Source organism: Embleya sp. NPDC056575 (assembly GCF_042793325.1).
Taxonomy (GTDB): Bacteria; Actinomycetota; Actinomycetes; order Streptomycetales; family Streptomycetaceae; genus Embleya.
Genome location: NZ_JBHTVA010000001.1, coordinates 1 through 21,487 on the forward strand (window position 1 = coordinate 1; position 21,487 = coordinate 21,487).

Below are 21,487 nucleotides of genomic sequence, written 5' to 3' on the forward strand. Positions count from 1 at the left end.
GCGTCGGCCCGGTCGTGTGGGGTGGGGTCGGGTCAGCCGAAGAGGCCGCCGGTGTCGGCGCCGCGACGGCCGGGCACCAGGGGCGCCTGTCCGATCGGGACGGCGGGCCACGGTCGTGGGCGGGCGATCGGACGCCGCAGGTAGTACGCCGCACAGGCCGAGGTGAGCAGTCCCCCGCCGAGCACGATCAGGCCCCGCGGGTCGAGCCAACCGAGCGAGCCGCCGCCCGCGAGGCCGACGAGGCGCGGCAACACGAACGTGCCGACCGTCGCCGCGCCCGCGCCGAGTGCGACCCGGAACGCCGTCACGCCGGCGCCGACGACCATCACGCCGGCCAGGAACAGGCAGGCCATGCCGAGCAGGGCCAACCAGGTGGCGGCATAGGGCGGTCGGCGCAGGCCGTCCGGGATCAGGCTCGCCAACGCCAGGCCCGAGACGGCCAACCCGGCGGCGGTCGGCCACCGCAGCGCCGCGCCGGCCGCCTCCCGCGCCACGCCGCCGCGGCCGGGACCGGAGCCCCCCGGCCCGACCCGCGCCCGCCGCGCACCACGTGCGTCGGGACGGCGATCGGAGGCGGGTCGCGGGCCCTGTGCGGCATGGACCGGATCGTTCAACAGCTCGGCCAGCAGCACCAGATCGCTGATCGGCCGCTTGATCGCCACCTCGCGCAGGGCGTTGTCGGCGTTCACGTCCGAGCAGTCCTTGAGGATCGCGAGGACGCGGGCCACGTCCGGGATCGGCCGGTTCACCACCGCCAACCGCAGGAGTTCGTCGGCCGGACCACCATCTCTCGTCGCCGGCACGGTCGAGGAGGCGGCGGGATCGGGGATCGGCGACGGGGGAGGATCGAGGTGGGTACGGGGCGACGCCACCGCATGCGGGTTGGACGGGATTGCCATGACGCGTTCTCCAAGTCAACAGGTGGGACCGTGCCGACACGCGTTCCGTCGATCGCGTCCTCCGTGCCGGACGCCCGCGTGTACCCGGGTCGACACCCATTCAGTCGACCGCCGACCGGCCCACCGGCCCCGGCCGCCCGTCCCGAACCCACCCCGCCGGCACGCGCTTTCCCACAAAACCACCGGTCACCGCGCCAGGAGGCCCCACCACGGAACCGAGCCCGCGCGCGCCCGCCCCGAAAGCACGGCGCCCGAACGAGTGACCGTCGCACCCGAAACAACACCCCCAAACCCCATAGCCCGTTCGCGCGGGAACCCGCCGACGAAGTCCGGGGGTGGGGCGCAGTGGGGTGCGGCCGGGCGTGGTGGCTCGGGCAACAGGCCGGAGGGACTGGATGGGCCGGCGGGTGGCACGGGGCCGGATCCGCCGGCCGGGAAGTCGGGAGAACGGCGGTCGGGTCAGACCCGACTGGGTACGCGGGAGCGGTCGACCTGGCGGATCGCGTCGTCGACGGTCGACTGCGCGGTGTCCAGCCACGCGTGGGTGATGTCGAAGCTCTCCCCCACCTCGGCCGGCCACCGATGCAGGCGCGGTTCCTCGCCGGCCTCGGCGGGGCGCGCGTGCAGCAGCGCGTGGCTCAGTCGGGCCACCGCCGCGAGTTCCTCGCCCGCCACCCGCAACCACTCGCGCACGGCGGGGTCGGTGACGTGGCCGATGTTCCCCGGATCCTGGAGCGCCTTGCCGATCGCCCCGGCCGAACGCCCGGCCAGCTTGCGCGTCCGCAAGCCGGGCGGAAGGCCGGTCAGACGGGACAGTTCGGAGAGCACAAGCCCCTCGACGAGCGTCACGGAATAGGTCAGTCGGCCGATCTTCAACAGGTAATCGTCATCTGGAAGCACCCCGTCATTCTCCGTTACCCACCCCGCCCGGCGTCACTTTCCCACCCCGCGTGTCTCGGCCCGAAACGGCCGCGCGTTCCGCGATCGCAGCGATGGGGTCGGAGGCGGGCTGTATGGTTTCTACATCGTTGTAGAAGTTTTGGTCGCGGAAGGCGCGGAAGGCGCGGAAGGGGGCTCTGGCGCGGTGAGTAGGGCTCAGCGGGGTGCCATGTGGCGGCAGATCGTTCGCGTCGCGGTCGAGCGGGAGTTTTGTGGGCCGTGGCTGCTCGACGAGTTGCGGCGGCAGGGGTTCGAGGTCACCGCCGAGCGGTTGTACGCGATGTTGCGCCGCATGGAGGGCGACGGCACGCTCGTGTCCGAGCACCGGACGGTCGACGGGCAACGACGCCGGATGTACCGCGCCTCCGCGGCCACCCGCGAGCGCGTGGCCCACGAGTAGCGCGCGGTCGGCGGCGTGGCTTCGCACTTACAACGGCGTCGCGGCGATCAACAGCAGGACCAGGGCCACCGCGGCGTTGAGCGAGGCCAGTACGGACACCGTGGTGCCCGTCGCCGCGACCAGGGCCGCGACGCCCGCGCGGGAGCGGGGGGTGGGCCACGCGGTGGGCGGCGGTGGACCGAGCAGGGCGGCGACCCGACGCGGCACCGGTCCGGGCGCGGCGAACGCGGGGGCGGCGAACGGCGGGCGGCCCTTGGCGGCCAGCGCCGCCTTGCCCACCGCGCGGGCTATCGTGCGCCGGTCGCCGAGGGCTTCGGCGGCGTCCTCGTCGGCCCAGCGTTCGACCGTGTAGGCGACGGTGGTGTGGATCGGGCGCAGCAGCGGATGGGCGCAGGCCGCGAGTCGGGTGGCGGCGAGCGCGAGGTGGTGGCGACCCCTCAGGTGGGCCCGCTCGTGTGCGATCAGCGCGCGGCGCTCCTCGTCGTCGAGCGGGAGGAGCATCCCGGTGGAGACCACGATGCGGTCGGGCGGCCCGCGCAGGGCGTAGGCGTAGGGCGTCGGGTCGGGCAGCACGGTCAGTTCGCCGCCGGCGGGCGCGCCCGCGACGGCGTTCAGCGCCAGGCGGTGCTCGACCCGGTCGCGCCGGTGGGTGACGGCGACGGCGGTCAGGATGGCCACGAAGGTGGGGATGGCCAGGATCCCGAACAGGCTGACGTGCGGGATCGCGTCGCGTACCTCCGCGTCCGACCAGCCGTCGGGCAGCGGATTGCCGGGCAGTTGGGCCGTGCCGACCACGACCAGCAGTGCCAGGCACAGGGTGCTGCACACGGACAGGACCACCGAGACGACGGTGAGCAGGCGGGTGGCGGTGCGCGGGTGCAGGTGGTCGCCGGCCAGTCGGGCCACCGGGAACGCGGTGAGCGGCAGCAGCAGCGGCAGGTAGAGCGCGAGCGGCATGCTCAACCCCGGCTCTCGGCCGGTCCGGCGGCGCCGAGCAGGGCGCGCAGGATCGACTCGTCGGCGGCCGAGAGTTCGGAGACGAAGCTGGCCAGCACCGCCTGGCGGTCGGCCTCGTGGTCGAGGAGCGCGCGCATCCGGCGGGCCACGATGCCGGCCTCGTCGGTGACCGGGGTGTAGGCGTACGCCCGTCCGGAGCGGGCCCGGGCGAGCAGTCCCTTGTCGTGCAGGCGGGACAGGATGGTCACGACCGTGGTGTAGGCGAGGTCACCGGCCAGTTCGGCCTGGACCCAGGCCGCGGTCCGCGGTCCGCGCGCGACCCACAGCAGTGCCAACACCTCCGACTCCAACTCCCCCGGGCCGCGCCGCACCCCACGCGCCGACGGTTTGCCGGGATTTGGACGGACCGTCATATCGCCTCCGGGAGTCGTGCCGCGGGTCCTGCACCTCTGTGCTTTCTACACCTATGTAGAGTATCGCCGCCGACATCCGCGGCACCGGCCGCACCCACCGCGGCCCCCGCGGCCCCGACGCTACGGGACGCCCCCGGCGCCGCGCCGACCCGAGGTGTCGGCGGGCTGTCGGGCCCACAGGCCGATGTCCATGTCGAAGGCGATCAGCAGGCCTCGCGGGGTGAAGGTGAGCGCGCGGGACGGGGCCGGGAGGAGGATGCGGTCCAGGAGGCGACCGGCGTCGAGGTCCCAGATTCGCGCGGTGTGGTCGTCGGCGCCGGTGGCCGCGACGGATCGGCCGCCGACGGTGCCGCACGCGACGGCGTGCACGCTGTCCGCGTGACCGGTCAGCGGTCGGCCGAGCGGGGTGCCGGCGCGCGGATCCCACATCCGCGCGGTGGCGTCGCCGGCGGCGCTGACCACGACGGGACGGCCGCGCACGGTCGTACAGGCGAGCGCGTGCACCACGCCGGTGTGGCCGGTCAGCGGTGCGCCGACGGGCCGACCGTCGGCGGGGTCCCACACCCGTACGGTGCCGTCGGCGGAGCCGCTGACCACGAGGGGGCGGCCGTCGAGGACGGTGCAGGCCAGCGCGTGTACGGGTCCGGTGTGGCCGGTCAGGGGCGTCCCGATCGGGCGGGCCGTGAGCGGGTCCCACATCCGGATCGTGGCGTCGGCGGATCCGCTGACCACGATCGGCCGACCGTGCAGCGTGGTGCACGCCAACGCGGTCACCCACCCGGTGTGTCCGGTCAGCGGCTCGCCGAGTCGGGCCCGACTGGTCAGGTCCCAGAGCCGGACCGCGTTGTCGCGGGACCCTGTGGCCGCGATCGGCCGGCCGCGCACGGTGGTGCAGGCGATCGTGTGCACCCACCAGACGGGTTCGGCCAGGGTGGCGCCGATCGGGTCGAGGATGTCGAGGCGGCGGATCCGGATCCGGTCGTCCTGCCCGCCGGTGACCACGACCGGCCGACCGGCGACCGTGGCGCAGGCCACCGCCCACACGGCGCGCCCGTGGCCGTGCCGGGGCCCGCGCGGTTCGTCGACGAGCCCGGTGCCGCCGGCGGCGATCGGCTTCCACGCACCGGGCGCGGTCGTGCGGTTGAGCCACGCGGCCAACGCGGGCGCACCGCGCCGATGCGCCTCCAGCGCGAGCAGCCGCCGCCGGGCGGGCGGAACGGCCCCGTGCGGCGGCGGCGTCGGACGCACGACGGCGGCCATCCGCCGCTCCGACATCCCCGCCCGAGCGAACGCGGCCAGCAGATCGGCGGGGTCGCCCCACGTCAGGTACCCGTCATCGGCCAACAACTCGCCCAGCCGCCCGGCCGCCTCGGCATACACCAGGACATGCCGCAGCACATACGGCGAAGCCACATCCCATCGACGCCGCGCCCCGTCACGCCCGACACACCCCAGCAACCGATCCAGCACGGCCCCGGCCGTCGGCACACCCGCCTCGGCAGACGAGCGTGGGTGACGAACGAGGTGGTCGACGAGTCCCTGGTGGAAAAGCCGGTACCGGAGCGTGCCGTCGTGGTCGGGGGTCGCGCGCACGTGGCACAGCGCGTCCGGCGGCAGCGCACGGGCCCGCTCGGGGTCGAGGTCGGGCGCGAACAGTCCGGCCAGGGGCAGCGCGACGTCCGCCGGCATGCCCTCACCGCGCGCATGTGCCAGAGCGGCCAGGATCGCCCGGATGTGCTCACCGTCGGCCCGTACACCCAGGTCCAGGTCGAGCACGGCCGGCAGGTCGGTCGGCGCCAGGCCGCCCCGACGCGCCGCCTCGTCCGGGTCCGCGGGCGGCGGGACGGCGGCCAGGTAGTGGGCGAACACGTCGGCGATCAGGAACGCCCCCCACGCGGCCCCCTCCCCGCCACGCGACACGAGCCGATCGGCGACGGCCCGGGCCAAGCTCTCCCGGATCGCTACCATCGCGGCCGGCCGATACGCGGGCACCTCGGCCAACCGACCCCGGAGATACCCGGCCAGGTCCGCGCGTACCTCGTCCGGGTCGGCGGCATCCAGGTCGAGCAACCCACCCTGGACGCGGGCAGGTTCGAACAATCGATCGAAGATCGGCAGGCGCCGCGCGGCCACGATCAACCGCACCGCCGGGCGGCGGTCGGCGCGCCGAATCCACGCCAGGTCGACCAGGTCCGCACAGGTCGCGGCCGGTTCGAGGGCTTCGTCGAGAGCGTCGACCAGGATCGCCGGAATGTGTGGCCCGTCCCCGAGCAGCCGCGCCAACGCCCCCGCGTCGAAAAGGTCGTCCGGGCGCGGGTCGTCGGGCACGAGCTGCCGAACGATCGCGGCCAGAATCTCGTGCCGAGTACGCCCCCGCGCGTGCACGGCCGCCAAGTGCACGGACACGGCGGGACAACATCGAGGGTCGTCGGCGAGCAACCGCCGCCGCACCCGCGGAGCGGCGGCGACCAATACGGGGTGCGCCGCACACGCGAGCACCGACAGCAGGGCCGACTTGCCCGCCCCGGGACCACCGGCAACCACCCGCAGCCCGCCCACCTCGACATCGTCCACCCAGCCGACCAACCCCCGCAGCCCCGAACGCCGCCCCACAAACCCGATGCCGGCGGGACCATCGGCCACGCCGTACCCGACGACCCCGGATTCGAGGAACGCCCGCAACTCCGGATCGACGCCGGCGAAACCTGGCGCGGTCGGATCGAAGCGTGGGTTGGGAAAAAACGGCGGGACCGGTTCGTCCCGAGCCGAAGGCGTCGCCGTGCCGTACACGGGAAGGCCGCGGGCGGGCGATTCCCCCATCACCTGCCGGATCCGCCGGGCCACCACGGAGAAGGCGACGTGCGAGCGCGCCGGGTCGGTATCCAGTCCGGTACGCGCGACCTCGTCGAAAACCCGGACCAGGGCCCGCCCGAACCCCCCGTCGCACACACCCGGCTCCCCCGCGCCGGCGGCAATCACCCACACCCGCGTGGACGTATCCGAGCGATGCGCCCACGCCCGCAGCGCGGCCGCGTCGGCCCCGTGCATGTCGAGGAGAAAAAGTGTCGGCGCGTCATCCCGTTCCGCGTCGGCGATCCACCGCCCGACCGCGACGTCGGGCCCGATCCGCCCGTACCCGGCGACGTAGACCACCCGGGCGGCGGCGATCGTGTCGGCCACACCGCTGCCCGGCTCCGCGCCCCGGACGCCGGTATGGACCTCCGTCGTGCGGTACCCGAGCCGACCCAGCGCCGCGGCGACCCCCGCCCAATCCGGCGCGCCCCCTCCGCCCCCTCCGCACCCCTTCGAACCGACCGCATCCGATCGGCCGATCCCCACCACCACGGCACGCGCGTCAGCCTCCACCGGGACCCGCTCCCCACCCTCGGCACCAGTCAGCATGCCGGCGCGACGCGACCCGGGGGACGACTTCGCGGATCTGCGCACGGGCGAAGGCGGCGGTTGATCCTCGTGAAAGAAGAAGGCGGACACGCCTCTCACGAGAACCTGTTTTCGCCATATCCTTGACGTCGTCAAAAACCCTTGCCTATCGTTCCCGTGCCGACGCGGGTCGCGCGAACGACGAGCACGAGGGGATCACCATGGCGGGCGGCACGATCGACGGATTCCAGGTGCACGGGCAGGACATCCCTTGGCTGCTCCGGCACTGGGCCGAGCACCGCCCCGAACATCCGGCCCTGGTCTGGGAGCCCGCCGAGGGCACCGGCCGCACCTGGACCTACGCCGAACTGCTGCGCGACACCGAACGATTGGCAGCCGGCCTGACCGGACGCGGCATCGGCCGCGGCGCCAAGGTCCTGGTCCACAGCGAGAACTGCCCCGAGATGGTGCTGGCCTGGCTGGCCTGCGCGACCGTCGGCGCGGTGGCGGTGACCACGAACACCCGCGCCACCCCCGCCGAGATCGCCTACTTCGTCGAGCGCGCCGACTGCGTGGCCGCCGTCACCCAACCCCACCTGGCCGCCCCGCTGGCACAGTCCGGCGCCGCGTTGGACTGGGTCGCGGTCATCGACGGCACCGCCCCGGACACGGTCCCCTTCGCCGACCTGTACGGCGACGCCGCGACCTGGACCGGACGTGCGATCGAACCGCTGCTCCCGTTCGGGATCATGTTCACCTCCGGCACCACCAACCGCCCCAAGGCCGTCGTACACACGCACGCCAACGCGATCTGGGCAAGCCGTTCGGGCCCGCGCAGCATCGACCTGGGCCCCGACGACCGCTACCTGATCCACCTGCCCTTCTTCCATGTCAACGCGCAGAGTTGGTCGTTCTTCTCGGTACTCGGCGTGGGCGCGACCGCCGTCCTGACGCCCAAGTGGTCGACCAGCCGATTCTGGGACGTGGTCGCCCGGCACGGGATCACCCACATGTCGCTGATGCCGTTCTGCTTCGGCGTACTCGCCGCCCCGAACCGCCCGGAAACCGCCCTGCGAGTGGGCGTGTTCGGCCAGGTCGCCCCGGCCCTGGACACGATGCTCGGACTGCGTGTGTACGCCGCGTTCGGCATGACCGAGACGGTCACCCACGCGATCACCGGCAAACCCACCGAGTACCTGCCCGCCCGCTCGATGGGCCGCCCCGCACCCGGGTACGCCTGCGCCGTGGTCGACCCCGAAACCGGCCGGGAGTGCGCCGAGGGCGAGGTGGGCGAGCTGTGGCTGCGCGGCCGACGCGGCGTACAGCTGTTCCTGGAGTACCACGGCGATCCGCAGGCCACCGAGGCCGCGTTCGTCGGCGACTGGTTCCGCACCGGCGACATGGTCCTGCTCGGCGCCGGCGGCAACGTGTTCTACCGCGAGCGCGACAAGGACCTGCTCAAGGTCGGCGGCGAGAACGTCTCGGCCCGCGAGGTCGAGGACGTGGTCGGCGCGATCCCCGGCGTCGCGTCGGTCGCGGTGGTCGGCAAACACCACGACTTCCTCAGCGAGGTCGTGGTCGCCTTCGTGATCCGCAAACCGGACGCGTCCGACGAGGACACCCTGGAGAAGAGCATCCTGGCGGCCTGCCGCGAGCGGCTGTCGGACTACAAGGTGCCCCGCGCGATCTACTTCGTCGACGCGTTCCCCCTCGGCACCCTCGACAAGGTCCTCAAGAAGTCGCTGCGCGAGATGGCCGACAGCCGACCTCCGATCTGACGTGCGACCGCCTCCGGCCCCGGCCTCGAGGGGGTGGGGTGGGGTTGACGGGGTGGTTATTGAGTAATAACTTACTTTGCATGGCAGCTCCTACCAGTCGTGTGGCCGGCACTGTTCGGATGAGTGCGGACGAGCGTCGGGTCGCGGTGATTCGTGCCGCCGTGACCGAGTTCGCCAAGGGTGGTCTGAACGGCACCTCCACCTCGGCGATCGCGAAGCGTGTCGGCGTTTCGCAGCCGTACCTGTTCCGCCTGTTCGACGACAAGAAGGCGCTCTTCGTCGCCACCGTGGAGTACGCCTTCGATCGGGTCGAGGAGCGCTTTCGCCGTGCCACCGAAGGGCTCACCGGTTACCCGGCGATGCATGCGATGGCGCACGCCTACCACGACTTCCTCGACACCGACACCGATCTGCTGCGTATCCAGTTGCAGGCCTACGCCGCGGCCGAGGACGCCGAACTGCGGTCCGAGATCCGCGGGTTCTGGAACCGGCTGGACGCGTTCGCCCGGGAGGTCACCGGGGTCGACGGCGAAGAGCTGACCAACTTTTTCGCGCGCGGCATGCTCTGCAACGTCATCGCCTCGCTCGACCTGCCCCGCAACCGGTACTTCGACGACGTTCTCTCCGCGGACGGCAAGCTGCTCCGCTGCGACCTGTGCGAGGACTCCGAGCGATTGGGCGAGCCGCCCGCGTCCGAGCCGCCCGCCCCCGCGCCGTCCGACTGACCCCCGCCCCCGACCCGCCCGCACCACTCGCGGGCCCTTGCGCGCCCGCCCCGGGTGCCGATGAGCAGAGCCCTGCCCGCAATAGTTAGTAATCAATAACTAATCCGCATCGCAAAAGTTAGTCATCGATCACTACATCCGGACCTCGACCCAAGGGATCCCATGAGCCAGCAGCAGGCGCGACCCGCGACCGGATCGCGCACCGTCCTGTGGACCTTCCTCGCCTCCAGCTTCGCCCTCTTCATGGCCTCGCTCGACAACCTCGTCGTCACCACCGCGCTGCCGTCCATCCGCGAGGACCTCGACGCCGGGATATCCGAGCTCGAATGGACCGTGAACGCCTACACCCTCAGCTTCGCGGTGCTGCTCATGCTGGGCGCCGCGCTGGGCGACCGGTTCGGCCGCCGCCGGATCTTCGCGACCGGCATCGGGATCTTCACGGTCGCCTCCGCGATCGCCGCGATCGCCCCGAACTCCGAGACGCTGATCCTGGCCCGCGCTCTGCAGGGTGCCGGGGCCGCCGCGATCCTCCCGCTCAGCCTCACCATCCTGACCCGCGCGGTCGCCCCCGAGAAGCGCCCGATGGCCCTGGGGCTGTGGGGCGGCATCAACGGGCTCGCGGTGGCCCTGGGCCCGCTGGTCGGCGGCGCCGTCGTCGAACACGGCTCCTGGCAGTGGATCTTCTGGCTGAACGTCCCGCTCGGCCTGATCCTGGTCCCGCTCACGCTGCGCGAGGTGGACGAGAGCCACGGCCCCAACAGCCGCCTCGACCTGGTCGGCACCGTCCTCGTCAGCCTCGGCCTGCTCGGCCTCGTCTTCGGGCTGGTCCGCGGTGAGGGCCACGGCTGGTCCAGCGTCGGCGTCATCGCCCCGATGGCCCTCGGCACCGCCCTGATCGCCGTCTTCGTCGGCTACGAACGCCGCGCCGCACAGCCCATGCTGCCCATGACGATGTTCCGCAACCGTGCCTTCACCGCCCTGACCTTCTCCGGGCTGCTCATGTTCGCCGGCGTCTTCGGCTCGATCTTCCTGCTCACCCAGTACCTCCAGGGTGTCCAGGGCTACTCGCCGCTCGACGCGGGTCTGCGGATCCTGCCGTGGACGATGATGCCCGTGGTCATCGCCCCGCTCGCCGGCCCGCTGTCCGCCCGGATCGGCGGCCGGCCGCTGGTCGTCGCGGGTCTCGCGCTGAGTGCGGCGGGTCTGGCCTGGTTCGCGCTCACCGCGTCGACCGACGTCACCTACGCGCAGCAGATCCCGGCCCTGATCCTGTCCGGGTTGGGCATGTCGCTGTACTTCATCCCCACCGCGAGCCTGCTGATGTCCGTGGTCCGTACGGACCAGCAGGGCGTGGCCTCCGGCGCCAACAACGCGCTGCGCGAACTCGGCGGCGTCCTCGGCGTGGCGGTGCTCGCCTCGGTCTTCAGCTCCAACGGCGGCTTCGCCTCGCCCCAGAGCTTCGTCGACGGCCTCGTCCCGGCGCTGTGGGTCGGCGCCGCCCTCGCCGGCGTCGGCTCGGTCGCCGCCGCGCTGATCCCGCGAGCCCGCACGGAGTCGGCGACGGAGGCCCCGGCCCCGAAGGTCCCGGTCGGCGTCTGACCTCCCGCACCATCGACACCTCGTGGGCACGCCCTCTCCGGAGGCCGTGCCCACGGGGTCTCGGCCGGTCGGACACCGGGCGCTTTCAGTGCAGTTGGGCCAGGAACACCTTCGGGCGCAGGGCCTTGCCCGAGGCGTCCAGGACGGTCAGCGGGGTGCCGTCGCGCAGCACGGTCGGGGTGCCGGTCACCCCGGAATCGGCGAAGTCCGCCTGTGTCCGGTCCACCCAGGCCCGATGGGTGAACCCGCGCACGACGTGGTCGAAGTCGGCCCCGCGCAGCCCGGGCACCTCGCCGGCGGCGTCCAGCAGGAAGTCGGGGTCGGCGAAGGTGTCCGTCGACTCGTCCGGCTGCCGTTGGTACAGCACGTGCAGGTAGTCCAGGAACGGACCCTGGCCGACGTCCGCCGCACCGCGCAGGGCGTTCACCGCCCGATGCGAACCCTCGCCGCCCAGCCGTACGTCCAGGAAGGTGGCGAAGTGGTACCGCAGTACGAACCGGCCCTCGTCCGCCAGTCGCCGAAACACCGGCCCGAGCCCCACCTCCATGCGTCGGCAGAACGGGCAGCGCGGGTCGGCGTAGAGGTCCAGACAGCGGGCGAGGTCCTGGGGCCCGTAGACGAGGGCCGTGCCGTGCGCGCCGGGAGCGGTGCGGAAGCTCATTGTTCGCCTCTGTCCGGCCGGCCGCGCCGCGACTCCTGCGACCGCCCGTTCGGGGTAACCGGTCGATCGTGTGCCGTGTCGTCCGCCCGCACGGCCGTCAGGGGGTGCTTCGGCGCGTTTGCGGTCATCGGGTAGGTTCACTGGAACCGGCCGGTCGGGAACGACTCCCCCGGCACTGGGGAAGGTGACGCCCGGATGGACGCGGCCCCGAGGTTTCGCCACGAGGCCCTGCTGTACGCGGGGCTCGACGACTTCGTCGAGCGCACGGCGGCCTTCGTGCGCGCGGGGTTGCGCGCGGGCGAGGCGGTCGCCGTCGCGGTGATCGAATCGCGCGCCGGCGCGCTGCGCAAGGAACTGGCCGCCGACGCCGACCTGGTGACCTGGATCGACATGGAGCGGGTCGGCCGCAATCCGGCGCGGATCATCCCGACCTGGCGGGAGTGGACGGCGGCGCAGGGCCCGCGGGGTCGGCGCGGTGTCGCCGAGCCGATCTGGGTCGGCCGCGACGCCGCCGAACTGGTCGAGTGCGGCCACCACGAGGTACTGCTCGACCTGGCCTTCGCCGGCGAGCCGTGGTGGCTGCTGTGTCCGTACGACGTCTCCGGCCTGCACCCCGAGGTGATCACCGAGGCGCGGCGCGCCCACCCCCCGCCGCCGGCCGGCGCCACCGGCGAGCGGTGCTCGCGCCCGGACGCCGAGGTGTACGCGGCGACCCTGCGCGGCCCGCCGCTGCCGGCCGCCCCGGGGCACGCCGAACGCCTGGCCTTCCGGGCGGGCGAACTGGCCGGTGTCCGGACGCTGGTCCGCCGGACATTGCCCGACGCGACCCGGATCCGGGTCGATCACGCGCTGCTCGCGATCGGTGAGATCACCGGCAACAGCGTCGTGCACGGCGGTGCGGCCGGCACGATCGTGGTGTGGTCCGAGGGGGCCCACCTGTTCTGCGACGTCCACGACGCCGGCCGGATCACCGACCCGCTCGCCGGCCGACACCGCCCGACCACCGATCAGGACGGCGGCCGCGGCCTGTGGATCGCCAACCAGATCTGCGACCTGGTCCAGATCCGCTCCACCGAAACCGGCACCACCGTGCGGCTGCGCCTGCGGGTGTCGGACTGATCGGTCGCCCGAAAACCGGTGCCGCCGTGCGACGGCCCCGACCTCGTTCGCCCGGAGGAGCGGGCGGGCGAGGTCGGGGCCGCGGAGTGGGAAAGGCTGGTAGGTGGCTGGTGGGACGGACTGGTGGGGGATGTCAGTGGGAGGTCGATGTCGCGTCCGGCGTCGCGCCCGGCGCCGCGATCTGTTCGATCTCGATCATGCACGCCACACAGAACGTCTCCCGCCGGCGACTGCCGTGCACTTCACGAAAGTTCGGCAGGGTCTCGCCGCACAACGCGGTGTCCTCACCCTCCATCGCGTGCCACACGACGTTGTCCGGACCTTCGACCGCTCGCATCACATGCATTTCCGCTCCCGTGTGCTGGGATTCACCGGCTTCACCATGCAATCCGGGGGCGGTCCCGCGCGCATCCGGGCCGGGGCCGCCCCGAGCCGGGCCGGATGGTCCCGATCCACGTGCGGGGACACGGAGTACGAGGTCACCGGCACGCGGTCGGCCGTCGAGACGGGCGGGGCGGGGTTGGCCCGTCCGGGTGATCGACCGGGACGGCGGGCGGGCCGTCGCGGCCGGGGCGACGGAGGCGGCCCGGGAAGGCGGCGCGCCGAAAAGGGCTGAACCGCTCGTCGGCGACACCGAGGCGGCGCCGACGTGGGACGGTGACGCGTACCGTGATCGCCTCCGGCGGCGTGGTCGGCCTGCTCACCGCCCTGGAGCGCGTGTGGGCGGGCCATCGGGTCACCCCCGTCGGGCAGGGCCCGCCGCCCGATCCGCACGCGGCCTCGTACGACGTGCCATCCCGCCGGCGCGGGCGCGGTGTACGAGGAGCGGCCGGCGTACTGCTCGCGGACCGCGTCCTGGAGGTGGCCGTGCACCGGCTGAAGCAGACCGTCCTGTACCGCGCGGTGCCGCGCGAGCACGATCACGCGTGGGTGCCGGCGGTGGCCGCGCCTGGCCGGTGCCGCCGGTCGCGGACGCCCCGCTCGGGTTGTCCGCGCACGAAGTCGCCCGCGCGGTGCCCGCGTTGGACGGCCGCGATGCCGCCGCCCACCGGACCCGGGCACCGCGCACGCGGTTCACACCGCTCGTGTCCGGCTTGCATCCCGGCCGCGAAGTCGAACGCCTCGTCCGCCGACCCGCGCCGCCCGGGGCTATTGCGCCGGGAGCAGGCCGTTGTGGAGGAGGTCGGCCAGTTGGGCCGTGGCGAAGAGTTGGGGTTGGCCGCCGGTACGGATGACCAGGGTCGGATGGTCGGGCAGGAGCGGGGAGGCGAGGAAGACGACGGCCGTCGGTCGGCCGCCCGTGCCGGCGAACATCACGGCTCGGCCGAGCGGAGTGGGCACGGTTTCGACCGGGCGGTCCGTCGGGATGTCGGACTCGGTGCGGTAGAGGTCCTTCGGACCCAGGCCCTCCCATCCCGGCATGGCGCGCGGGTCGCAGGCCGTGCCGAAGGACTGGATCACCAGGTCCGGGCCGGCCATGCCCCGATTGACCACGACCCGCGCGCCCGGGCAGAACGAGCCGGACACCGCCGCCGAATCGCCCTGCACCCAGCGGTCGGTGGGCACGCGCAGCCGGAACACCGCGACCCGGGTGCGCACCGTCGCAAGGGTCAGCCGAGCCCCCTCCCCGGTCCACGGCAGCGCGGAGGGCGCCTGGTCCGGAGAGGACCGCCGTGACCCGCCCCCACCCGAATCGCCGCACGCGGTCACCGTCACCGTCGCCGTCACGGCCATCACGACCGGTACGACCGCCCCGCGCAGCCACGCCGTCCCCACGGTGACCCGCCGTCCACCCATCGCCCGGACTCCCCTTCCGTCGACACATCCGGCGAATGGACGCGGCCCGCTCCGAACGGGTTCCTTCGCGCGTATCCGCCGCCCGGCGCCTCGGTCGTCGTGGCGGGCCGCCGTGTCGTGGCCGGCATCGAGGCCGTCCGTGTCACCACGCTCGCCGAGGAGCGGCGCTGGACCGGGCTGCAGTTCGACCGCGACGGCGACGTGGAGGTGCCGGTGCGCTGGTCCACGATCGACCGGGGGCGGTGTCAGGCGTCGGGGCCGAGGGTGCTCAGGAACGTCTTGACCACATCGATCGGGATCGCGAAGGTGATGCCGACACCGCCGGCGTCCGCCTCGGCGCCGATCCCGCCGCCACCGCTGATCCCGCCCCGGGGCAGGTCGTCGCCGCCCTCGGAGGTGGTGTCGTAGATGGCCGAGTCGATGCCCACGACCCGGCCGGACAGGTCGACGAGCGGGCCGCCCGAACTGCCCGAGCCGAACGCGACGTCGGTCTGGATCGCCGGGTAGGTCACCGTGTTCGAGTCGGTCGCCGCGATGGGCGAGCTACGCACGCCACTCGCGTCGTCGGGCACGACCGCCCTCTCCCCGGACGTGGTGATGGGCCGGTTCAGCGCGCTGACCACACCGGAGGTGACCGTGCCCCCCAGGCCGAGGGGCGACCCGAACGCGACCACGCCGTCGCCCACTCGCAACGACGCCGAGTCGCCGAGCACGGCCGGGGTGAGGCCGCCGACACCGCTCACCCGGACCACCGCGAGATCGTGGGCGGCGTCGCTCGCCGAAACGGTGCCGGCGGCGGTGCGACCGTCGGCGAAGACCACCGTGAGGCCGCCGGGACCCGCCCCGGCCACCACGTGATCGTTGGTCAGGATCCGACCGGCGGTGTCCAGGACCACCCCCGAACCCGTCACCGAGCCGCGCCGCGAGGTGACCCGCAACTCGACCACACTCGACCGGACGGCCGCCGCCACGGCCGACACCGACCCGGCGCCGCCGCCCGCGGAGGCGTTCCGCACCGGCGCCCCGCCGATCGCCGCCGGCGGCGCGTGGTCGAAGTCCTCGAAGTGGCGCACCACGACCACCCCGGACAACCCGCCGACCAGACCGGCCACCACGGCCGCCACCACCGGCACCGGCAAGGCCCGCTTCAACCGCCGCCGACCCGGGGTCCGCGTCTCGCTCCCGGTGGACTGCGCACGCCCCGCATTGTCTTCCGTCATACCCGAGACTCTCGATCCCGCGGATGAAGACCCCCTGAGAACACCCCCAAGCCCACCCCAAAACCCGGCCCCGCGACCCGTCCGCGTACCCGCACACTCGCGAGCCCGCGATGAGTTTTGCCGGCCCCGGCGGTCCAATGAGTGTGACGTCGCGTAATCACTCGGACGAGGATCAGGAGAGCAGTGGGATGACGATCAGTGCACGCACCGCCGGCTATGCGCCGGTCAACGGGATCCGGATGTACTACGAGGAGCACGGTGTCGAGGGAGCCGCGCCGCCGTTGGTTCTGCTGCACGGTGGGGCGCAGACCATCGACCTGTCCTTCGGCGCGCTGTTGCCCGCGCTCGCCGCGAACCGGCGGGTGATCGGCGTCGAGTTGCAGGGGCACGGGCACACCGCCGACACCGATCGCGAGATGTCGCTGGAGGTGCTGGCCGACGACGTGATCGCGCTGCTCGACCACCTCGACATCGATCGGGCCGACCTGCTCGGCTACAGCCTCGGCGGCCTGACCGCGCTGCGTGCCGCGGTGCGCGCGCCGGAACGGGTGAACCGGCTGGCCCTGTTGGCCACGCACTGTCGGCACGACGGCTACTTCCCGGAGATCTCCGCCCCCGAGCAGACCTCGCCGCGCCTGCCGACCGAGGCCGACTTCAAGGCGATGGTCGAGGCGTACGCCCGGGTCGCCCCCGACCCGACCGCCTTCGAGGCCACCCTGGCCAAGCTCCAGCCCGTCGCGCACGGCTTCACCGAATGGACCGACGACGAGTTGCGCGCGATCACCGCGCCCACCCTCCTGGTGATCGGCGACACCGACTTCATCCGGGTGGAACACGCCGCGTTCATGCACGCGTCGATCCCCTCGTCCCGGCTCGCGGTCCTGCCGGACACCACACACATGGGCGTGCCCGGGCGCGCCGAGTTGCTGCTCCCGATCCTCGACGCGTTCCTGCCCGTCGGCTCCTGAGCCCTGCCCCGCACGTCCCGGGCGACCGTCGAAGGTGTGTCCGCAAACACGCCTTCGACCCCCGTTCCGCCGACACCACGCACGCCCTCCGCGCGTGGTGTCGGCCCCGGGACCGTCGCGGGATCCCGGGTATCGCCCCGCGCCGCGACGGCTCAGCCCCAGGAGGCGCCGGCCGGCTCCTCGATCGTGGTGTTGATCCGGTTGAAGAAGTTGGTGATCGAGATCATCAGGATGATCGCGGACAACTGCCGCTCGTCGAAGTGGTCGGCGACCTCGTCCCACAGCGCGTCCGGTACGGCCTGGCCGCTGTGGTCGGCGAGCCGGGTGGATGCCTCGGTCAGGGCCAGTGCGGCGCGCTCGGCGTCGGAGAAGAAGGGGGCCTCGCGCCAGGCCGCGACGGCGTGCAGCCGCTCGTCGGTGGTGCCGGCCTTCCTGGCGCCGGCGACGCCGGCGAACACGCAGGCGCTGCAGCCGTTGATCTGGCTGGCGCGCAGGTGGACCAGTTCCAGGACCTCCTGCGCCACGCCGCCGGAGTACATCGCCTTGTAGATGGACTGGATGCCCTTCATCGTGTCCGGCAGGACCATGGCGGGGTTCTTCATCCGAGCGCTCATGACGTCTTCTTCCTTCTCGATCGTGGGCGGTCGGTTCGTTCGAGTACCGGCCGGTTATCGTCCTTCACTGCACTGACGAAACGGCCGACGGAGATGTGACGGGTGAGCGAAGAAGATTTCCTGGCACAGCGGTTCGAGGAGACCCGGCCGCATCTGCGGGCGGTGGCCTACCGGATGCTGGGCTCGCTCGGCGAGGCCGACGACGCGGTTCAGGACGCCTGGTTGAGGCTGAGTCGGTCCGACGTCTCCGAGGTGAAAAACCTGGGCGGCTGGCTGACCACGGTGGTCGGTCGGGTGTGCCTGGACATGTTGCGGTCGCGGACGGCGCGCCGGGAGGATCCGCTGCAGGACGACGACGGGTTCGTGCGCCTGCCCGATCCGATCGTCAGCGGTCCCGACGGCATGGATCCCGAGCAGGAGATCCTGCTGGCCGACTCGGTCGGCATCGCGCTGCTCGTGGTGCTGGAGACGCTGGCCCCCGACGAGCGGCTGGCCCTCGTCCTGCACGACATGTTCGGCGTGCCGTTCGACGAGATCGCCCCGGTCCTGGACCGTACGCTCGCCTCCACCCGGCAGCTCGCCAGTCGGGCCAGGCGCCGGGTCCAGGGCCTCTCGCCCGCGCCGGAGCCCGATCCGGGTCGGCGGCGCGCGGTGGTCGACGCGTTCCTCGCCGCCTCGCGCGGCGGCGACTTCGAGGCCCTGGTCGCCGTGCTCCACCCCGAGGTGGTGGCCCGCTCCGACGGCGGAACGCTGCGTCCGAGCCTGGTCCGGCGCGGTGCGGCCGAGGTCGCGTCGCAGGCGATCACCTTCGCCCGCTTCGCCCAGATCGCGCTTCCGGCGCTGATCAACGGCACGCCGGGCGTGGTCTCACTGGCCTCCGACGGCACGCCGCTGTCGGTGATGGCGTTCACGATCGAGGACGGGCGGATCACCTCGCTGGACATCCTCACCGACCCGGAGCGGCTGGCCGGGATCGACCTGAGCGTGCTCACGGGCTGACCGGATCGCCCCACGGCGGGCGGTGCGAAGGGCCTTCGGCCTCCGCGCCGCCCGCCGACGCGCGACGGGTCGCTGTGACGCGGGTACGCCCTACGGGCGCGGGATGCGGCTGTAGTCCTGACCCGGGATCTCGATCAGCGCGTGCGTCGGCGCGATCTGCAAGTGGTGCGACCCGTCGATCTCGTACCCGCCCGGGACCCGGTATCCGGCCCAGATCGGCAGGTCGACGCGCAGCGCCCAGGCGCCGGACGCGGTGCGCTCCCAGCGCACCACACGACACAGCAGTACGCCGCGGTCCTCCGGCTGCCGGACCCACACCCACGTGCCCTCCGCCGGTGGCGGCGGTCCGGGCCGGGTGTGCTGCGGCGTCTCCGCGCCCGCGCCGGCGCGGGCCGCCTGCGCGCGGGTGGCGTCGACGCGTTGCCCCAGGGTCGCTCGGCCACCGGAGAACGACGCCTCCAGTGCGTCGACGTCCGGTGGCTCGGTCATGCCGATCATGGTAGCCCCGATCGAACCCGAATTCGAACGCGTGTTCCCATCGGGCGTCGGGGCCGCCCGCCGGGCGTACCCGCCTCAGGTGCCCCCGTAGCGCACCCGCGGCACGTCCACCACATCCGATCCGTCGCTCGATTCCGCGACGTCGATCAGGTCGCCGAGGGCGATGTGGCACCCCGGTCCGTACCGCGGAAAGCGGGTCTCGTTCAGCACGTGGGCACCCGCTCCGTCGGCACGGCGCCGGCGCCGTCGAGACGGCGCGCCAGGCCGGCGCCTTCCACATCCACGTCCGGCAGGAACCGGTCGAGGGCCCAGGGCAACCACCAGGCCCGAGCACCGAGCACCGCCAGTGCGGCCGGCACCAGCGTCATCCGGACCACGAACGCGTCGAACAACACGCCCGCGGCCAGCGCGAAGCCCATGCCCTTGACGACCACGTTGTCGGACAACACGAACGACCCGAACACCGACACCATGATCAACGCGGCGGCGGCGACCACCTTGGCGCTGTGCCCGTAGCCCACCCGCAGCGCGTCGAGCGCGGGCCGCCCGTGGGTGTACTCCTCGCGCATCCGCGAGACCAGGAACACCTCGTAGTCCATGGCCAGGCCGAACAGGATGCCGATCAGCAGGATCGGCAGGAAGCTCACGATCGGCCCGGTGCCGGCCAGTCCCACGAGCCCGGACGCCCAGCCCCACTGGAAGACCGCGACCACCGCGCCGAGCGCGCCCAGCACCGACAGCAGAAAGCCCAGCGCCGCCTTCACCGGCACCACCACCGACCGGAACACCACGGTGAGCAGCAGGACGGCCAGACCCATCACCACCAGGCAGTACACCGGCAGCGCGGCGGCGAGTCTGCCCGCCACGTCCAGATCCACCGCCGTATCGCCGGTCACGTCGATCCGGGTCCGGGTGCCGCCGGCGATCGGGTCGCGCGCGTGCCGGATGTCGTCGAGCAGGTCCCGGGTGCGGGTCGAGTCGGGCCCGGCGGCCGGCACCACGTTCACCATCACCGTCCCGCCGCTCGCGTCGGGCACCGGCTTGGCCACCGAGGCGACGTCGGCGAGTGTGGCCGCCTTCGCGGCGAGCATCTCGGCCGCCGGCATCGCGCTCGCCGGCGAACCCTGGACGACCACCACCAGCGCGCCGGTGTACCCGGGGCCGAAGCCCGCGTCGATCAGCCGCTGCGCCCGCACCGCGGTCGTATCGCCGCGGTCCTTGGGCAGCCCCGGTTGCAGGTCGAGGGCGGGCAGCGCGCACAGCGCCAGGCCGGCCACGCCCAGCGGCAGCACCACCCACCGCGAGCGGGTCACCACGCCCACCCACCGCGTGCCCGGCGCCGCCCGTCCCTCGGCCCGGCCGGACCCGCCGGCCCCGTCGGCCCGATCCGCCGCCCGCCGCAGCGCCGGGATCGCACTGGACGCCACCCGCGCGCCCAGCACCCCGAGCAGCGCCGGCAGCAGGGTCAGCGCCACCAGTACCGACACCACGACCGTGACCGCGGCCGCCACTCCCATCACGGTCAGGAACGGGATGCGCACCACGGCGAGCGCGGACAGCGCGATCACCACGGTGGCGCCCGCGAAGACCACCGCCGTCCCGGCCGTACCCACCGCGCGTCCCACCGACTCCGCCGGCTCCATCCCCGCCCGGACCTGATCACGGTGCCGGGAGACGATGAACAGCGCGTAGTCCACCCCCACCGCCAGTCCCAGCATCAACGCCAGGGTCAGCGAACCGCTGTCCATGGTCGCGAAATGCCCGCCCGCGAGCACCAACAGCACGCCCACCGCGACCCCGACGAGCGCGGTCACCAGCGGCACCACCGCGGCCCGCAACGAGCGGAAGACGAACACCAACACGCCCAACGTGACGAACAGTCCGGCCAGTTCGGCGACGCCGAACGGCGCGGTCTCCTCGACGAACGCCTCGCCGCCCAGTTCCACCGTCAACCCCGCGCCCCGCGCCCGCTCGGCGACCTCCGCCACCGCGTCGCGCACCGACGCCGGCACGTCCTCCGGCCGCTTCGCCGCGAAGGTCAGCGCGGTGATCGCGGTGCCGTGGTCGGCGGAGACCGCGCCGGCCTCGTAGGGGGCCTCGGCGGCGGCCACCCCGCGGACGCCCGCGGCCTGTTCGGTGGCCGCCAGGACCGCGGCGCGGGCCGGTCCCGCGTCGATCCGGTCCCCGTTCGGCGCGCGGAAGACGATCCGGCCTTCGGCGCCGTCGGCGGTCGGGAAACGCTCGCGCAACACGTCGAGGGAGCGCTGCGACTCCGTGCCGGGGATGTCGTTGCGTGACGTGAAAGGTTTCATCAGGGTGAGTGCGGACGCCGCCGAGGCCACCAGGATCAGCACCCAGGCGGCGATGACGAACCGGCGGCGGCGATAGGCGAAACGGCCGAGGCGATACAACAGCGAGGACATCACGAACTCCCGGACGGATACGGCACGGGGATGGGATCGGGTCGACCCGACCGCGTCCACGCTAGGAGCCGACCACCTGGCAACCCCCGCGAACCGG

The 21,487-nt window shown here is 73.1% G+C and carries 20 protein-coding genes; 7 read left to right on the forward strand and 13 right to left on the reverse strand.

What is annotated here, in order from left to right:
* Positions 1–32: 32 nt before the first annotated feature.
* A complete protein-coding gene (locus ACFRCG_RS00005) occupies positions 33–899 on the reverse strand; it encodes a hypothetical protein (RefSeq protein WP_380026922.1) in 867 nt (288 codons plus the stop codon).
* Between the two features lie 459 nt (positions 900–1,358).
* On the reverse strand, positions 1,359–1,799 hold the full coding sequence (locus ACFRCG_RS00010) for a hypothetical protein (RefSeq protein ID WP_380026924.1): 441 nt from the start codon (positions 1,797–1,799) through the stop codon (positions 1,359–1,361).
* A gap of 184 nt (positions 1,800–1,983) precedes the next feature.
* On the opposite strand from ACFRCG_RS00010, the gene ACFRCG_RS00015 reads away from it, so the two are divergent.
* Positions 1,984–2,238 (forward strand): helix-turn-helix transcriptional regulator, encoded by a 255-nt coding sequence (locus tag ACFRCG_RS00015; protein WP_380026926.1) that lies wholly within the window; start codon positions 1,984–1,986, stop codon positions 2,236–2,238.
* A 27-nt stretch (positions 2,239–2,265) separates the two neighbouring features.
* Here the strand turns inward: ACFRCG_RS00015 and ACFRCG_RS00020 are convergent, their stop codons facing one another.
* The 3 genes from ACFRCG_RS00020 to ACFRCG_RS00030 all read right to left on the reverse strand — a co-directional run bounded on the left by ACFRCG_RS00020 (position 2,266) and on the right by ACFRCG_RS00030 (position 6,788).
* Complete coding sequence (locus ACFRCG_RS00020) at positions 2,266–3,195, reverse strand: M56 family metallopeptidase (RefSeq protein ID WP_380027429.1); 930 nt, start codon at positions 3,193–3,195, stop codon at positions 2,266–2,268.
* A 2-nt stretch (positions 3,196–3,197) separates the two neighbouring features.
* Positions 3,198–3,608, reverse strand: coding sequence for a BlaI/MecI/CopY family transcriptional regulator (locus ACFRCG_RS00025; protein ID WP_380026928.1), 411 nt, complete (start codon positions 3,606–3,608; stop codon positions 3,198–3,200).
* 120 nt (positions 3,609–3,728) lie between these two features.
* Positions 3,729–6,788 carry a hypothetical protein gene (locus ACFRCG_RS00030; protein ID WP_380026930.1) on the reverse strand — a complete coding sequence of 1,020 codons (3,060 nt, stop codon included), beginning with the start codon at positions 6,786–6,788 and terminating at the stop codon, positions 3,729–3,731.
* 422 nt (positions 6,789–7,210) lie between these two features.
* Between ACFRCG_RS00030 and ACFRCG_RS00035 the strand changes: the two genes are divergently transcribed.
* The 3 genes from ACFRCG_RS00035 to ACFRCG_RS00045 all read left to right on the forward strand — a co-directional run bounded on the left by ACFRCG_RS00035 (position 7,211) and on the right by ACFRCG_RS00045 (position 11,091).
* Entirely contained in the window at positions 7,211–8,767 is a 1,557-nt protein-coding gene (locus ACFRCG_RS00035) for a class I adenylate-forming enzyme family protein (protein ID WP_380026932.1), read from the forward strand.
* A gap of 119 nt (positions 8,768–8,886) precedes the next feature.
* Positions 8,887–9,492 (forward strand): TetR/AcrR family transcriptional regulator, encoded by a 606-nt coding sequence (locus ACFRCG_RS00040; RefSeq protein WP_380026935.1) that lies wholly within the window; start codon positions 8,887–8,889, stop codon positions 9,490–9,492.
* A 162-nt stretch (positions 9,493–9,654) separates the two neighbouring features.
* Positions 9,655–11,091 carry an MFS transporter gene (locus ACFRCG_RS00045; RefSeq protein WP_380026937.1) on the forward strand — a complete coding sequence of 479 codons (1,437 nt, stop codon included), beginning with the start codon at positions 9,655–9,657 and terminating at the stop codon, positions 11,089–11,091.
* 85 nt (positions 11,092–11,176) lie between these two features.
* Here ACFRCG_RS00045 and ACFRCG_RS00050 read toward each other — a convergent pair whose 3' ends face one another.
* Positions 11,177–11,752, reverse strand: coding sequence for a DsbA family protein (locus tag ACFRCG_RS00050; protein ID WP_380026939.1), 576 nt, complete (start codon positions 11,750–11,752; stop codon positions 11,177–11,179).
* A 195-nt stretch (positions 11,753–11,947) separates the two neighbouring features.
* Here ACFRCG_RS00050 and ACFRCG_RS00055 point away from each other — a divergent pair, with 195 nt between their 5' ends.
* The gene (locus tag ACFRCG_RS00055; RefSeq protein ID WP_380026941.1) at positions 11,948–12,871 is read left to right on the forward strand and encodes an anti-sigma factor RsbA family regulatory protein; all 924 of its coding nucleotides are present in this window, start codon (positions 11,948–11,950) and stop codon (positions 12,869–12,871) included.
* Between the two features lie 133 nt (positions 12,872–13,004).
* Here ACFRCG_RS00055 and ACFRCG_RS00060 read toward each other — a convergent pair whose 3' ends face one another.
* The 3 genes from ACFRCG_RS00060 to ACFRCG_RS00070 all read right to left on the reverse strand — a co-directional run bounded on the left by ACFRCG_RS00060 (position 13,005) and on the right by ACFRCG_RS00070 (position 15,888).
* Positions 13,005–13,217 (reverse strand): hypothetical protein, encoded by a 213-nt coding sequence (locus ACFRCG_RS00060; RefSeq protein WP_380026943.1) that lies wholly within the window; start codon positions 13,215–13,217, stop codon positions 13,005–13,007.
* An 803-nt stretch (positions 13,218–14,020) separates the two neighbouring features.
* Positions 14,021–14,668: a hypothetical protein gene (locus tag ACFRCG_RS00065; RefSeq protein ID WP_380026945.1), complete on the reverse strand. Its 648-nt coding sequence runs from the start codon at positions 14,666–14,668 to the stop codon at positions 14,021–14,023.
* Between the two features lie 245 nt (positions 14,669–14,913).
* Positions 14,914–15,888, reverse strand: a complete 975-nt coding sequence (locus ACFRCG_RS00070) for a S1C family serine protease (protein ID WP_380026947.1) — start codon at positions 15,886–15,888, stop codon at positions 14,914–14,916.
* A 188-nt stretch (positions 15,889–16,076) separates the two neighbouring features.
* Here ACFRCG_RS00070 and ACFRCG_RS00075 point away from each other — a divergent pair, with 188 nt between their 5' ends.
* Positions 16,077–16,856: an alpha/beta fold hydrolase gene (locus ACFRCG_RS00075; RefSeq protein ID WP_380026950.1), complete on the forward strand. Its 780-nt coding sequence runs from the start codon at positions 16,077–16,079 to the stop codon at positions 16,854–16,856.
* Between the two features lie 152 nt (positions 16,857–17,008).
* On the opposite strand, the gene ACFRCG_RS00080 is transcribed toward ACFRCG_RS00075, so the two are convergent.
* Complete coding sequence (locus tag ACFRCG_RS00080) at positions 17,009–17,470, reverse strand: carboxymuconolactone decarboxylase family protein (RefSeq protein ID WP_380026952.1); 462 nt, start codon at positions 17,468–17,470, stop codon at positions 17,009–17,011.
* Between the two features lie 102 nt (positions 17,471–17,572).
* On the opposite strand from ACFRCG_RS00080, the gene ACFRCG_RS00085 reads away from it, so the two are divergent.
* Complete coding sequence (locus tag ACFRCG_RS00085; RefSeq protein WP_380026954.1) at positions 17,573–18,469, forward strand: sigma-70 family RNA polymerase sigma factor; 897 nt, start codon at positions 17,573–17,575, stop codon at positions 18,467–18,469.
* Positions 18,470–18,559: 90 nt separating this feature from the next.
* On the opposite strand, the gene ACFRCG_RS00090 is transcribed toward ACFRCG_RS00085, so the two are convergent.
* The 3 genes from ACFRCG_RS00090 to ACFRCG_RS00100 form a co-directional block, all read right to left on the reverse strand.
* Positions 18,560–18,958 (reverse strand): hypothetical protein, encoded by a 399-nt coding sequence (locus tag ACFRCG_RS00090; RefSeq protein WP_380026956.1) that lies wholly within the window; start codon positions 18,956–18,958, stop codon positions 18,560–18,562.
* 84 nt (positions 18,959–19,042) lie between these two features.
* The gene (locus ACFRCG_RS00095; RefSeq protein ID WP_380026958.1) at positions 19,043–19,177 is read right to left on the reverse strand and encodes a hypothetical protein; all 135 of its coding nucleotides are present in this window, start codon (positions 19,175–19,177) and stop codon (positions 19,043–19,045) included.
* Positions 19,171–21,390 carry an MMPL family transporter gene (locus ACFRCG_RS00100; RefSeq protein WP_380026960.1) on the reverse strand — a complete coding sequence of 740 codons (2,220 nt, stop codon included), beginning with the start codon at positions 21,388–21,390 and terminating at the stop codon, positions 19,171–19,173. Before ACFRCG_RS00100 ends, ACFRCG_RS00095 begins: the two co-directional genes overlap by 7 nt.
* Positions 21,391–21,487 lie beyond the last annotated feature (97 nt).